The organism is Adlercreutzia caecimuris B7, assembly GCF_000403355.2.
Taxonomy (GTDB): domain Bacteria; phylum Actinomycetota; class Coriobacteriia; order Coriobacteriales; family Eggerthellaceae; genus Adlercreutzia; species Adlercreutzia caecimuris.
In genome coordinates this window covers 188,191-201,403 of record NZ_KE159646.1, presented here as the reverse complement: position 1 = coordinate 201,403, position 13,213 = coordinate 188,191, and the positions used below count along the sequence as shown (strand labels likewise).

Here is a 13,213-nt window from a genome sequence, read left to right as displayed (position 1 = left end):
TCTCCTTTAATCTGCTTTTGCCAAAGGGCTGACAATTCCATTATTTTAGTGCCGAGAAGGCTTTATTCTGGCTCGTATGCCCATCCAGAATCGATAGGGCCACCACCCCTTCAGCAACGCGACAGCCTTCTTGTTCCGCTTCGCCAGGGAGGCCACTCGGGCGATTCTGGCCTTGTTCCGCTCGATTTGCCCGCTCTGCCCATCCAACAGAGTACGATACTGTGCGACGGTCTCCTCAAGAGCCTTTATGCGTTTTGACTGCTGGTAGCAAATAATATCCAGATTCCTGATGCGCGCATCTATACCCTCGTTGCAAGACTCGACGTAAGACGCCTGGTGCTCCATAATTTGCAACAAATCGTCGTGTTGGGCGATGAGGATAGACAGTTGCCCTTCTAACTCCCTGGCAAAATTTACACTATCCGCCCATCTTTTCGAAATGAATAAGGAGTTGCGCGTCGCCGGAAACGGCAGCGACAACGAGAACTCGTTCTTAAGAAGATAGACGAAGGCCAGCGAAAGCGCATAGGGGGTTTCTTGCTCTGGCGCTATTCGTAAGGCATTCACGAATCCCCCCCATCCGCTGTCGCTTCTTGATTGTGCAGTAAGAACGCTGTTCTCGTAAAAAACTTCGAGCTGAGCGACGGCCCGCGAAGCAGAAAATAATTCACGCGTACGGTCTCCGAATAGGTAGCGACTCGGATCCGCATAGTAGTCATCGAGCTGGCCGGCGAGCGTCTGAGCGGAATTGAGCGTCGGGATATCGGCCATGCCGAAGTTATTATCCGCAGACAAATCATACAGGTCGTCATCTACCAGCCCGCAAATGCCGCCATTGACTCCTAGCAGGATTACCGGCATGTTGGCGGCCAATGCCTCAATAGCCACACGTCCAAGTCCGATTACACCGGCATCAAGCTCTAATGCCTCTTCAAGCCAGCTTTCGCGAAAGCCGTGCCATGCAATCCTCTCCGCAACGCCGTGGGCCTCGGCGAATTGCCTTAATGACTCCTCGTGCGCTCCGATGCCAAAAACGTCAAGCCCCTCTATACCCAGCAGAGGCAGCCATGACACGATCTGCTCTATCGCTTGTAATTTGTCACCGTCGAGTCGAGAGCAAAGCGCCCACCGCCTGCCCTGAAGCAGCGCGGAACCAAAACTCCTCGTTTTTCCCTCAGCGACGGGGTTTCTTAGCAGAGAAACGGGTGTCTCAGACAGGAAGAAACTCTTGAAGACCGACTGCGTGACAAACACCTTATCGACATCGGAATCAACCGCAATGCGAAACAGGGTGTTATGCGTTTCGGTTGTCGTAAAAGTGCAGCTCCCAATACCATGCGCTACATAGGCAACAGGTACTTTCATTATGCGAGCAGCGGCTATCGCTGGAAAAAGAGAGAAATAAGGGTGTATCAGCACAGCATCGATGTCGAACTCTTCGATAAGGGCGCACAGCCGGTCAATATCAGAAACATATTGCCTCAACGTCTCTGCCGCATTTGCTTTAAACCCGAAATCGTCAGCAACTTTCTCTTGGAACTTAGGGCCGTCCCCACGAACCTTGAGATTGCCAACGGCTAAAATAGACCTATGCCCACAAGCCACGAGCGCCTCAGAAATGGTATCAATAAACTTCTCGAGCCCCCCCGCCGAATAGTTTTCCGAAACCTGAAGAATGTTCATCCAAATAATCCTTTTCTCAGGAAGGCCAATTGATACCTTCGTCAGAAACTGTGCTTGTATTCTATTTTAGCGAAACTTCCATAACAGATTATCGCAAGTCAAAGCGATTCGGTTATCGTGCTAAAATACGAACGCGATCAACACGAGCAGTTTGGAGCGAGCTAGCTCGAGTATCGCACTGAAGGCGGTTCTGGTTAACTCCTGTGCCCCATAAACTTTTCGAAGAGTTTCATCAATCTTACCATAAACCTGAAGGCGTTTTCCCGAGAGGATTCCACGACGTTATCCAGCGACGATTCCTCATTTTCTGCTGCGTAGAGGCATCCCTTGTTGATGCAGTCAACCGTTGCACCAAAAACCGGGAGATTCTTCGACAACCCTCCTAATTCCCATTCAAGCCGCACCACGTGTTTCTGAATAGCTAGAATACGAATCGGATTCTAGATACCTGCACCAACTTTCGAGGCACTACCGAAGAGCCTCGCATATTCTGCGAATGTCGTAATCGTTGCGATGGGAGACTTCGTCTACGATATACAGAGACGTTTCTTGTGTACCTTCAAGATGCCTTGCCTCAAATCCCGAATCGGACAACACTGTGGGAGTGCCCTTGACAAACTGCATCGCCTTTAACCATAAATCATCGCTATTCGGGCACACACGCATAAGAAGTTCTTTGTCGAAAACCCTGTCGTCCATGCATCCCGGAGGGTAGAGAACGCCGCCGACACCCGTTGCTAACAAATCGGTTCGTGGCTCCAACGGAACAGCACAAAGGGGCCATTCGCGATAAGGGGCGATGGAACCATCTGGCTTGAAACCAATCCTCTTCACCCTTCGCGCGCACACAGCCCCCGGAAAGAGACGGTGAGCCTCTAGCAGCTTCTCTATTGTGTCCGATGCATACCAAAGATCGTCGTCAACCGTGACAATAGGGCTATTCGGATGCTCTTGCAGTGCGTAGAAGTATTTCTTATGCGCCTTGATGTCGTCGCACCAGCGAATCACAAACTGACCTCCAGCAAGATCGAGAAGCGGTTGGGGAAGCTCGGCCTCTCCATAAGGAAATTGCTCGACAGCAAGCCAAAGCTCTATTCTCGATGGGACCACAGACTGGCACATTAACGATTCGACAGCTTTATGTACCGTGCCGATTCGCGCAGGATACGAGGTGAGAGAAACAACAGCCCCTCCCTCTTGACTACCCTCACCCTCCCCTCGGGTCAACAGTTCCTCCCACTCCCTCAGCAAGGAGCCACTTCCCTCGGCTGCAGCTTGTGCGACCATTTTCTGCAGCCCATTGACTTTTGCCTCCAGACTTTTGAATCCAGTTGAAATTTTCACCCCTTGCAAACGCTCCAGATTAACAGCGGATTCGGAGGCGGAGGTGGTTGTTGCGCAAATCGAAGCTGTTGCCCGATCTACCTGCGACACAATTTCTGCTTTCGCACTGTCGGATTGGATACGCAGCTCTTCCGCCAACCTCACTACTGCCTTTTGCAAAGCCACATTTTGTTCAATGATCTGTTGGTTCTGCTTCTCGATCTGCTTGACGCTTTTGCTGAGGCGCGTCGTACTCAACGCAATTTTATCTAAACGATTTTCTTGCTTTTTCCTATAGGCCTCAAAGACACTTGCCCTCAAAGGGATTACTTTACGAACTATTTCCTTGAATCCACCCATTAAAATCCAATCTGGCAGAACGAATATGCAGTAGATACGTTAGTATTGATACGAACAGCTTGTCAAGGGAAAGCTAGCTCCTCACACTACCTCCGTCGTCCGTTGGACTTGCAAGGAAGCGACATGGATGAGAAAACCGATGTAAGCATCTTTGGCTCTTGCGTAACGCGAGACGCATTTGCCCATCTGGAGAATACTTTCAACGTAAGCACCTATATTGCGCGACAATCGTTTGTGTCGGCGGTGGACAACGCCATCCCCCTCCCTTGTCCCATCGAAGACATCACTGCCCGCAACAATTTTGAACGCCGAACAAGTCAACGGCTGCTACTTTACCAAATCGAACGAGTACGCTAGAAGCGGCCTTTTTCCCGAAAGCGAAACCATCGAATACAAAGTAGCTGGAAAGAAAGGGGCAAGCCGAGCCATCCGAGACGTTCCCGTCGATGAGAGGATGCATGAGTTTGCCAATCGCCTCTCCAGCCTGTACCCTTCTTCCCACGTCATTCTCCACGCCGCGCTTTTCGTTGACTATTACGTAGATCGGGACACCCAAACCATCAAACGATTCGACGACCGTATTCTGCGCCTTAACGAAGAGCGCAACGAGAAGCTGTCCATCTTGTACAGCCTCGCGCGGAAGCACTTTCCCGATATGTGCGCGTGCCTAGACTATACGCTCGACTATTGTGCCGACAGCTCCCATCGCTGGGGGCTAGATACCTGTCACTACCAACCAGAATACTACCGTCGCGTTGCCGATGACATCAGCCGAGCATGTCATGGGGAACTTCCACCCAATTCATCGCTTACAAAAATCGCAGTCGTTCCCCAAAATTCAGCGATTCGGCGTGGCCGCCTCTCCGCTGCGGCAAAAAAAACTCCGGAACACTCTTGCCTTGAGCCGCCCAGAATAAGGAAACGCCGATAGAGCTATTCACCCGCTCTCTCATATTGAGCAATGAGGCCGATCGATTTCTGTCTTCTTATGTGGTCAGCAACATTCTGCTTTCTTGGCCAGTGCTTGGATAGCTCCGGGCATCATCACTCCGCTCCGTCATTGCCGCTCTTAGGGTTAAATCTATACTCCAGATGTTGCAATTCCCCATCCGCGACAAATCCTTCGGGGTTTATCCCCTCGTACTCAAACGGGATACCCCAATCTCGCAGAGTATACAGCAGTCCTGGCTGAGCACCCCTTACGCCAATATGCAAATCAACATCGTCTCGCTCGGTGACTTCGGCCAGCGAGTCGATAGTGTCATACCATTCGCGAGAATCCAACCAATGAGGAACGATGTTGTACGAAAAGAAGAAGGCACTATTTGCCAGCAGGCACACCAACAGCGTCACACTCGTAAACGCACTCACCCTCCTGTACCAGGCCTTCTTACGCGAATTGGCATCAAAGAACAGGAATACGAGTACAAAGACAACAAAATAATAGGCGTAACCGCTATATCGCGCCCACCAGCTATCAGAAAGGCCGAGCATTAATCCAACGGTCGCAATGAGATATGCTACAAAGCACGCAAAGAACAGTCTACATCGCCGGTACAAGACAACCAGCATGACCGGACAAACTAAGAGGCACAGAATAAACGATCCACTAAAGAGAACGCCGAACCCGCTCATTCTCAAATCGCAAGACCTGAGCCATGACAACTCAGATTCGTCCCAGGTGAATGGAACTTTGAAAAGAGGCTCAGCCGATTCATGGCCCAAATACGGATTAGATACGGGAGAAAACAGCGAGGTAATCACCTTTTCTATACTAGACGACATCCCCGTTATCCAAGACGGAGAATTGCCCGTCATAATATCCACGGCGCCCTCCCCAAAAAGAGGATAGAAAGGGTGGCCTTCATGGATGTAATTGGTTACATAGGGAGAAAAGCCAATGACGAGAACCGAGACCAGAACCGTCCCTACCAGAAACGTACCTAGCTTGAGAAGCTCCCTAAAACTGAAACCATTGCGTCGCTGCACACCAAACACGATATACAGACACGCAAATGCCAGTGAAAACATTCCAGCGTACGCCAATCCGGTAAACTTCGTACCCACGCAGCCAACAAACGCTGACGCAACCGCCAAAAGCGCGATCCCGCGCAAAGCCAGCGCATCCGAATCAGCAATCATAATTAAGCCCACAATTAGGATACCGAGGCTGAGGACAAGGAAGGCGTCATTGTAGTACGTGGAGAATTGAGCCAACGCAATGGGATTCGCCCCTGCGACCAGCCCCGCCACACAAGCCTGCCAGCCCTTAAATCCTTTGACTCCTAAATAACCAGACACTAGAAAAGAGAGAGCCAGCATCGCGAGGAGAGTATAGCATTTTGAAGCTTCCATATTGTGGGTAAAAGCGTATAGACACGAGGAGAATTCCCAGAGTCCCTGAGCATAATGATCTACCCACAAAACCGCGCTTGAACCCTCTGGATACACAAAAGAATAGGCCTCCGCGTCTGCAACAGACCCACGAAAAGGGTTCCAACCCTCTGAGAGTGCCGCGACAGCGATTTTATGATACATGTTTCCATCGCAAGACCAATCAATGAACTGCCCCGCCAAAAAACAGCTCAACGCAATGGCGCAAAGAGAAACCGCCGCTGAAATCATCACCACTTTGCCCGCCCACTCCGAAAGAAAAGCAGAGAGCGCGACCACCACACAAAAGGAAACTATGACATAGGCCGCCTGCAACGGGAAACCGAAAAAAAGACCGATTGCGCACAACGCCATTACAACCGCCCAAAAACCAACTATTTGTACTCCAGAACAAATTAGAATGTTCCATATATCCTGGTCATCGTGGTTTTGAAAAGATTTCATACACTCTCCTTCATATAAACGCGCAGCAAGTGGAGGGCATCCAGAACACCCTAGCTACCCTCGAAAAAGGGAACGATTGATTTTTTTCTCACCAGGAAGCTTTGCTGCGCGCATCGGGCAAGAGGCTCATCCGAAGTAGAGTCCGAGTAGAATTCCTCGATCGCCTCCCGAGAGTATGTGGCCAGAAACCTTCTGACCTTCTCTTCCCCTCGACAGTTGGCTCCCATGCATTCACCCGTCATAGGATCAACGGCGGAAGCGATAAGTTGAAAGCCCCGGGCGTCGCAAAAGGGGCGCAACAGAAATTCGGGCGAGGCCGATATCACCAGATCCCCCTTCCGCACCCTTTTAAGCACCACATTGTTTACCTTGTTGGAGTTCTTTTCCCAAAAATCACGCACGCACGACTCTATTTCCGTTACACAGGGAATGAAGGAATAAAAACCTTCCTTTACAACCGTGCGCCCATTGCCTCTCCAAAGCGCTTTCGCCATATAGCGCAACTGCCGTCCAATCTGCCAAGCCAAGGAAGGCTGCCTGCCAAGACAGAACAAGTAGAAGTCTAGAGTGCTGTCACCTCGGTAAATAGTGCCGTCAAAATCAAATACTCTCATAATGCTGGCACACCATAAAGCGGAATGAGCATGCAGAGCAACCACGCAGCGGCCAGTATAAGCAACCCTTTGTCGGCTAATAGCACTCCAACTGGATCGCCATCAGACGGCGTAGCATCTACCAAAAAACTGTAGCGCATACACACGAACATAACGAGTAAGATACTCACAAAGAAAAAGATCTCGAAAAACGGTTGCGCTTTCGATTGTGATGTAGCCCAAAGCGAATAAAAAACAAGCGTACACGAAAGAAATACATGCATACTGCCGTCTAAAAAAGATATCGTATACTTTTCAAGACTTTTGCGAGAGCCCGTTCCCACTTCCTTCATTTCACCTCGCCGTTTGCCTAACGCCAGATAGAAGGAAAAGGAGGTGACGGTGAGAAACAGCCATGGCGAAACTTCAATTCCCCCGAAGGCTCCCCCATACAGTATGCGCAGCAAAAAACCGATTGCAACAATCGACACATCAACAAGGGGATGATTTTTTAGCCCAAAGCTATAGGCCATATTAATCAGAAGATAGCAGAGAACGATCGCGGTAGCAATCAAGGGCTCCACGCTGAACGCGACACTGAGAACAACGGACAGAGCAAGAAAGACGCTGGCAACGACCATCGCGACCTTTGGATCGATAGCTCCGCTTGCAATGGGCCGACCACATTTGATTGGATGGAGCCTGTCAGCGTCAGCGTCCCTTATGTCGTTTACGATATAAACGACCGATGCTGCCAAACTAAATGCCAGGAATGCGCACGCACCCCCCCCCATTCGGAAACAGGCGCAGCTGAGAAAAGATAAGGAAAGAGGACAAGACCGTTCTTCACCCAGTGTTTAGCGCGAATAAGTTTCAAAAACTGCACATCTATCCTTTCAACAATATCGAACTCAATTTTGCTCTATGCCGTCAATTATAGAGCAAAACTATCTCTTCTATAACCCGATCACAAGCTAGCCTTTCGTCCTCATCTGCCACAAGCTTTAATTTCTCGCGATACCAACCATCGACAAAGCCTTGAAGACGATTCTTTTTATAGATATCCAGCACACCCTTCTCGCGCAAACGCTTTACCTGCTCCTTCTCTAAAAGAAGCGACTTGTCAAAAAAGGGCTTATGAATATCGTTAACTGCGCTTCCAGCCCGCTCGGCATAATAGACATGAATAGGCAGATTGACAAAAATGAAAGCCCGGGCATTGAGCATCATCTCGTAATAGAAGAGCGTGTCCTGGCCAACAGCTCTTTCGACATTTTGTATTTGAGATGCTTCCAAAAATTCGCGCCTCAGCACCGCGGCCTGAACGCTCTGACCTAGGAAGTTGGTGCGAATCAGTTCGTTGCGAGGATCGCTGCTCAACCCCTCACGATAGGAAGGCGTAAGCACCATTGGCTCGTAGCTTGGGGCGGCAACCTTCAGAATAGTTCCCACCGCAAAATCAGCCTCAGAGCCTTTCAGTTTATCGAGAAGAACCGCATAGCCGTCGTTTATGGCCTCATTGTCGGGGTCAAGATACGTAACATAAGGCTCAACGCTCAACTCGACGCCTTTGTTCCTCGGCCGGGACGCACTTCCACTTCCCGTGTCGGAAAATCGATACGTTTTAACATTATCATAATGATCTTCAAGCCACTTGATGGTCTTCAGTGTTCCAGGGTCGGTCGAGCCGTCATCAACAAGGTAAATCATCATGTCGTCAAAGATCGAACTTCGCAGCAGGCTTTGGAAACACCTGTCGACAAGATACCGTCCATTGTTGTGAATAGGCACAATTACAGCGAGAGTTTTATCAGCTTTCGTGGTGCGCCCCCATCGCTCGCAAACGATCTCGAATCCACCAAGCTGAGACAGATACCCCGAATCCTGTAACCGATCGACGTCCACCTTCGCTAATGCAAATAGCGTGTTGTGCCTTTCTGCCGTTCCGCTCACATAGTTGTACGACCGAGAAGTTACCTCATCTGTACAAGAGACGTAGTCCACATCGGTAAACTTAAAGGCATTGACCGCGTCCTCAAGGAAGCGCTCTTGCCGCACGAAAGCCTCGTCAGCGTAAAGCAGGTAGTCGAATTCAGCCGCAAGCGAAGCAACAGAGTCCCCACCCTTTTTGTCGATTACGGTAACTGAATTATCCTCATCAAACGCTTTTTGCAATTCAACAAGCGAGGCTCCCTCGCAGACAATCAGCACTCGTCGCTTTTCAAATCGGAAAGCCTCACCAACATACTCGAACATCTCGTTCAGACGATCGTACACAGTGCACCGCGAGTACATACGCCGAATGCCGCCGATCTGCATGTTCACGAGTTCTCGGTCGGTATAGCCATCGACAATGTTCTTTACTTCGCGACCCTCTAAAATCATAAACAGCGAGGGAAAACGAGAACTAATTGCCAGAGCGTAATTGGAGAACATAAGCGACCCAAGCGCTTGAAGCTCATACACTCGCATGGCGCACATGCTTTCTGAGTCTTTAACGGTATTAACGCAGATTGAATAGCGGAATAAGCGGTGCACCTTCTGAAGATCTCTATGATCTATCGCATCAGTTATGCAGTCTTCGAAAACAGCAGGGAATTCGTAATCCTTCTTCAAGTTGGCGGGCAAATTGCTGTTGCGATCAACGATAATCAAATTACGAAATGCTTCTTTCAGAACACCTTCAAAGAGCATTGAAGTATCTTTGCATCGTTGCGGATAGGTGCCATACCAAGAACCGGAGAACAATACGCTGCTATCAAGATAATTCAGCCTTTTTCCCTTGCAGGAAAAGAGCCCGATGGGATTATGAAACGAGGGGTTGATCCCATAATCAGCCACGTGCACATCCTCGTTGTCCGTATCGGCTTTATAGCGCTCTACCATGTTACGATCGGAAGTAAAGATATAGTCAGCCTCTTTTGCAATGTCGAGGAACATATCATAGCTGGTAGGATCTTCAATGGACTGGAAGATCGTCTTGATGCCCTTCTGCTTTGCAAAACGGAAAATCTCTTCGATCACCTTCCTCTTTCCAGGAGAGTTGTAATCTTGGCCATCTCCGAGACCGCGCCAGCAGCTCACAAAAAGAACGAAGCGGAAATCTCCCTCCTCGATCTCTTCCTTGTAGTTGTCTTTATTTAGATAGTGGAAGTCGAGCGCATCCTTGTAATAGTTGTACATATACTCGTCGGTAATGATACCTGCGCTAAACGGAGCTTTTTCGTAATAGGATGAGCCGTTGCTGTCCGAAATATCTGCTATGAGATGTCGCCAATTTGAGTCAAAAGCACCCAACGCCCGTTCCTTTCGAGTAGGGGCACCTGTTCGCAGGCTCTTGAGATCCTCCTGAGACAAATCTGGAAACTGTTTGTCATAGACAGCGTATTTCTTGCCCATCAGCGCACGAGATTTGAGCCATACTTTTACGGCTCGCGATTGAAGAAGTCGATCGTATTCTTTCTTATATCTTTTCCCAATCTTAAGAGACCTCTCAACGGGAGACGACTTCGGCTTTCCGTCGACCGAATCTTTCCTCACCATTACTTCTCCAATCCTCCGTGAAACCTGCCACTTCGCCAGGGCCGGACCCTACTCGTAGAGCGCGGCTATCTCCCCGACCACCTCCGCCGCCCTGGGAGCGTCAGCGGGGGCGACCTGCGCGAGCTTGGCCATGTACCAGTCCCTCATGAACTGGCCGTAGCGCCGGGCCATGTACTCCCCCATAAGCCCCTCGCGCTCCAGGAAGGCCGCCTGGGCGCGCTCGACGAGGAGGCTCTTCTCGAAGAACCGCACCCCCACCGCGTTCACGGCCGAGCCGGAGCGCTCGGCGTAGTAGACGTGGATGGGGAGGTCGAGGTGCACCATGCACCGCGCCGCGGCCATCACCTCGTAGGAGAACAGGGTGTCCTGGCCCACGCCCCCCTCGACCAGGGAGATGCCGGAGCGTCGCAGGAAGGCGGAGTCGAACACGCACGCCTGCATGCTCTGGGCCTTGAAGGAGCTCTCGACGAGGGCGGCGCGGGGGTCGTCGAAGGCGGCGTCGGACCCGCAGAAGCGCAGGGGGAACGCCTCGCCGCCGGTCCCGTCCACCATGAGCACGGTGCCCATGGCGAAGTCGCAGCCGCCGCGACGGACCTCCCCCAGCAGCCTCGCGTAGCCGTCGTTTATGGCCTCGTTGTCAGGGTCGAGGAACGTGACGTAGGGCTCGGCGCACATCTCCAGGCCCTTGTTGCGCGGCCTGGAGGCGCTCCCCGAGCCGCCGTCGCCGAAGAAGTGAGCCACCACGTTGGGGTAGGAGGCCGCCAGGCGCTCGACCGCGGCGAGGGTGCCCGGATCGGTGGACCCGTCGTCGACGAGGTAGACGCGCATGCGGTCGAAGGCCGAGCTGCGCAGCAGGCTGCGGAAGCAGCGGCCCTCCAGGTAGCGGCCGTTGTCGTGGACGGGCACGATGACGGCGAGGTCCTTGGGGCCCGGCGAGACGGGGCGCGGCGGGGCGGGCTCGGCCAGGGCGAAGCCCTCGCGGCGGCCGGCCGCCGAGCCGGAGGCGACCTCGGCCACGGGCACGCGGGACAGGTTGAACAGGGCCCCCTCGGCGGGGGGCTCCCCCTCGACGTAGTCGTAGCCGGCCTCCCCCTCCCCGGCGTAGCGCACGTAGTCGACGTCCACGAACTTGAAGGCGTTCACCAGATCCTGGAGGAAGTGCGGGTTGGAGCCGGAGCCGTCCCACACCACCGCGAAACCGTCGGAGCCGGCCAGGCGCGCGGGCGCCTCGGAGAGGGCCACCGCCTCGGCGCCGGCCAGGGACTGGGCCGCCAGGGGCCCGGCCAGCGCGGCGGGGTCCTCGCAGAGCACGTAGACCGGGCGGTCGGGGAACGAGGCGGGGATGCCGCACAGGGAGAACATCCGGTTGAGGCGGTCGTAGACGGTGCAGCCGCCGAACATGCGCCGGATGCCGTCGAGCTGCATGTTCAGGACCTCGCCGGGCGTGTGGCCGCCCAGGATGCGGCCCACCTCGGAGGGCTCCAGCACGATGGGTATCTCGGGGAACTGGTTGGACACCGCCAGGGAGTAGTTGGACAGCATGAGGCCCCCGAGCGCCTGGACCTCGTAGGTCCGCATGGCGCACATGGTGGGGCTCGTGGTCACGCTGTTGAGGTTGACGGAGTAGTCGAACAGCTTGTGGGCCTTCTGGAGGTCGTCATGGGGAATCGAGGGCATAAGATAGTCCCGATACTGCTCTGGGTAATCATATAATTCACCCAGATTAAGCCCGTAGTTTCTATCGGCAATAAATAGGCGATGATCCGATCCCTCTATGATGCCATCGAATATTTTTTCCATCGCCGCACATCGCTCGGGATATTTTCCCATGTATGACCCCGCGAAAAAAACGCCCCGCTTCATGAAGTTCGGCGATATGTCATTTTTACGCAAAAACCCAATAGGATTGTGCATCAGCGGATTAACTGAATATTCCAAAAGGAAGACATGGGGGTTTCCCGTGTCCCTCTTATACTGCGGAATCATCTCTTCGGCAGAAGTAAAGATGTAATCGCAGCCTTTCGCGATCGGAAGAAACACTGCGTAGTTCGGAGGATCCTCGATAGACTGAAAGATCGTTTTGATCCCTCTAGATCTTGCGTATGTCAGTGCATCTGCAGCGGCCCTATGCCCCTCGTCGCCGCGATAGTCTCCCATAGGATACTCAGGACACTCGCGGCCCCTCCACCCTGTTATGTAGAGAAGGCAGCTGATATCCTGCTCGTCGATCACTTTTCTGTAATTGGCGCGCGGTATGTAGACGCAGGAAAATGCATCCTTGTATATATCGAACATGAACTCATCGGTGATAATGCCCACTTTAATATCCAAAGGGGCAAAATAACCGCTACCGTTACTTTCGTGAATAGCGTTTAAGTAGCGCGGGAAGTTATAGAGAAAGCCATTGAGAAACTGATTGGATCCGAAAACAGGCAACGAAACGCGATGCTCGCAGAGAGCCCGAGGGGTCGAGCGGCCAAGCAACTTCCGAACCTTCAGCCACCAACGGATAAGGGCGTGTTCCTGCAGACCCGCCCACTCGTTTTCAAACCGCCGTGAAATCTGATTGATTCGCGAAATGCGCTGCTCCTTCTTTTGGGCCTCCTGGTTAAGCCGATCCATGAGCATCCCGCCGCGTTCCCGCAAGATCTCTTCACTATCAGCTTTGGCACTTTTATTCCGATAACCCATCTTCTTCCAATCCTCCGTGAAACCTGCCACTTCGCCGGGGCCGGACCCTACTCGTAGAGCGCGGCTATCTCCCCGACCACCTCCGCTGCCCTGGGAGCGTCAGCGGGGGCGACCTGCGCGAGCTTGGCCATGTACCAGTCCCTCATGAACTGGCCGTAGCGCCGGGCCATGTACTCCCCCAT

The 13,213-nt window shown here is 52.4% G+C and carries 9 protein-coding genes; 2 read left to right on the top strand and 7 right to left on the bottom strand.

Going from position 1 to position 13,213, the window contains the following annotated elements:
- Window positions 1–45 precede the first annotated feature (45 nt).
- Window positions 46–1,683: a glycosyltransferase gene (locus tag C811_RS05055; protein ID WP_016308410.1), complete on the bottom strand. Its 1,638-nt coding sequence runs from the start codon at window positions 1,681–1,683 to the stop codon at window positions 46–48.
- A gap of 468 nt (window positions 1,684–2,151) precedes the next feature.
- Window positions 2,152–3,366, bottom strand: coding sequence for a hypothetical protein (locus C811_RS15625; protein WP_016308409.1), 1,215 nt, complete (start codon window positions 3,364–3,366; stop codon window positions 2,152–2,154).
- 123 nt (window positions 3,367–3,489) lie between these two features.
- On the opposite strand from C811_RS15625, the gene C811_RS05050 reads away from it, so the two are divergent.
- Entirely contained in the window at window positions 3,490–3,723 is a 234-nt protein-coding gene (locus tag C811_RS05050) for a DUF6270 domain-containing protein (RefSeq protein WP_016308408.1), read from the top strand.
- A complete protein-coding gene (locus tag C811_RS17230; RefSeq protein WP_425304016.1) occupies window positions 3,668–4,297 on the top strand; it encodes a DUF6270 domain-containing protein in 630 nt (209 codons plus the stop codon). Before C811_RS05050 ends, C811_RS17230 begins: the two co-directional genes overlap by 56 nt.
- A gap of 113 nt (window positions 4,298–4,410) precedes the next feature.
- Here C811_RS17230 and C811_RS05045 read toward each other — a convergent pair whose 3' ends face one another.
- The 5 genes from C811_RS05045 to C811_RS0102655 form a co-directional block, all read right to left on the bottom strand.
- Window positions 4,411–6,204 (bottom strand): hypothetical protein, encoded by a 1,794-nt coding sequence (locus C811_RS05045; RefSeq protein ID WP_016308407.1) that lies wholly within the window; start codon window positions 6,202–6,204, stop codon window positions 4,411–4,413.
- Between the two features lie 50 nt (window positions 6,205–6,254).
- On the bottom strand, window positions 6,255–6,818 hold the full coding sequence (locus C811_RS05040) for a haloacid dehalogenase-like hydrolase (RefSeq protein WP_016308406.1): 564 nt from the start codon (window positions 6,816–6,818) through the stop codon (window positions 6,255–6,257).
- Window positions 6,815–7,591 carry a UbiA prenyltransferase family protein gene (locus tag C811_RS05035; RefSeq protein ID WP_084811415.1) on the bottom strand — a complete coding sequence of 259 codons (777 nt, stop codon included), beginning with the start codon at window positions 7,589–7,591 and terminating at the stop codon, window positions 6,815–6,817. The genes C811_RS05040 and C811_RS05035 overlap by 4 nt, the downstream gene beginning before the upstream one ends.
- 136 nt (window positions 7,592–7,727) lie before the next feature.
- Window positions 7,728–10,340 (bottom strand): glycosyltransferase family 2 protein, encoded by a 2,613-nt coding sequence (locus C811_RS05030; RefSeq protein WP_016308405.1) that lies wholly within the window; start codon window positions 10,338–10,340, stop codon window positions 7,728–7,730.
- Between the two features lie 48 nt (window positions 10,341–10,388).
- A complete protein-coding gene (locus C811_RS0102655) occupies window positions 10,389–12,017 on the bottom strand; it encodes a glycosyltransferase family A protein (RefSeq protein ID WP_022926365.1) in 1,629 nt (542 codons plus the stop codon).
- Window positions 12,018–13,213 lie beyond the last annotated feature (1,196 nt).

Coding starts and splice junctions, on each gene's coding strand:
- C811_RS05055 (WP_016308410.1), bottom strand. CDS start 1,683: ATGAACATTCTTCAGGTTTCGGAAAACTATTCGGCGGGGGGGCTCGAG.
- C811_RS15625 (WP_016308409.1), bottom strand. CDS start 3,366: ATGGGTGGATTCAAGGAAATAGTTCGTAAAGTAATCCCTTTGAGGGCA.
- C811_RS05050 (WP_016308408.1), top strand. CDS start 3,490: ATGGATGAGAAAACCGATGTAAGCATCTTTGGCTCTTGCGTAACGCGA.
- C811_RS05045 (WP_016308407.1), bottom strand. CDS start 6,204: ATGAAATCTTTTCAAAACCACGATGACCAGGATATATGGAACATTCTA.
- C811_RS05040 (WP_016308406.1), bottom strand. CDS start 6,818: ATGAGAGTATTTGATTTTGACGGCACTATTTACCGAGGTGACAGCACT.
- C811_RS05035 (WP_084811415.1), bottom strand. CDS start 7,591: ATGGGGGGGGGTGCGTGCGCATTCCTGGCATTTAGTTTGGCAGCATCG.
- C811_RS05030 (WP_016308405.1), bottom strand. CDS start 10,340: ATGGTGAGGAAAGATTCGGTCGACGGAAAGCCGAAGTCGTCTCCCGTT.
- C811_RS0102655 (WP_022926365.1), bottom strand. CDS start 12,017: ATGCCCTCGATTCCCCATGACGACCTCCAGAAGGCCCACAAGCTGTTC.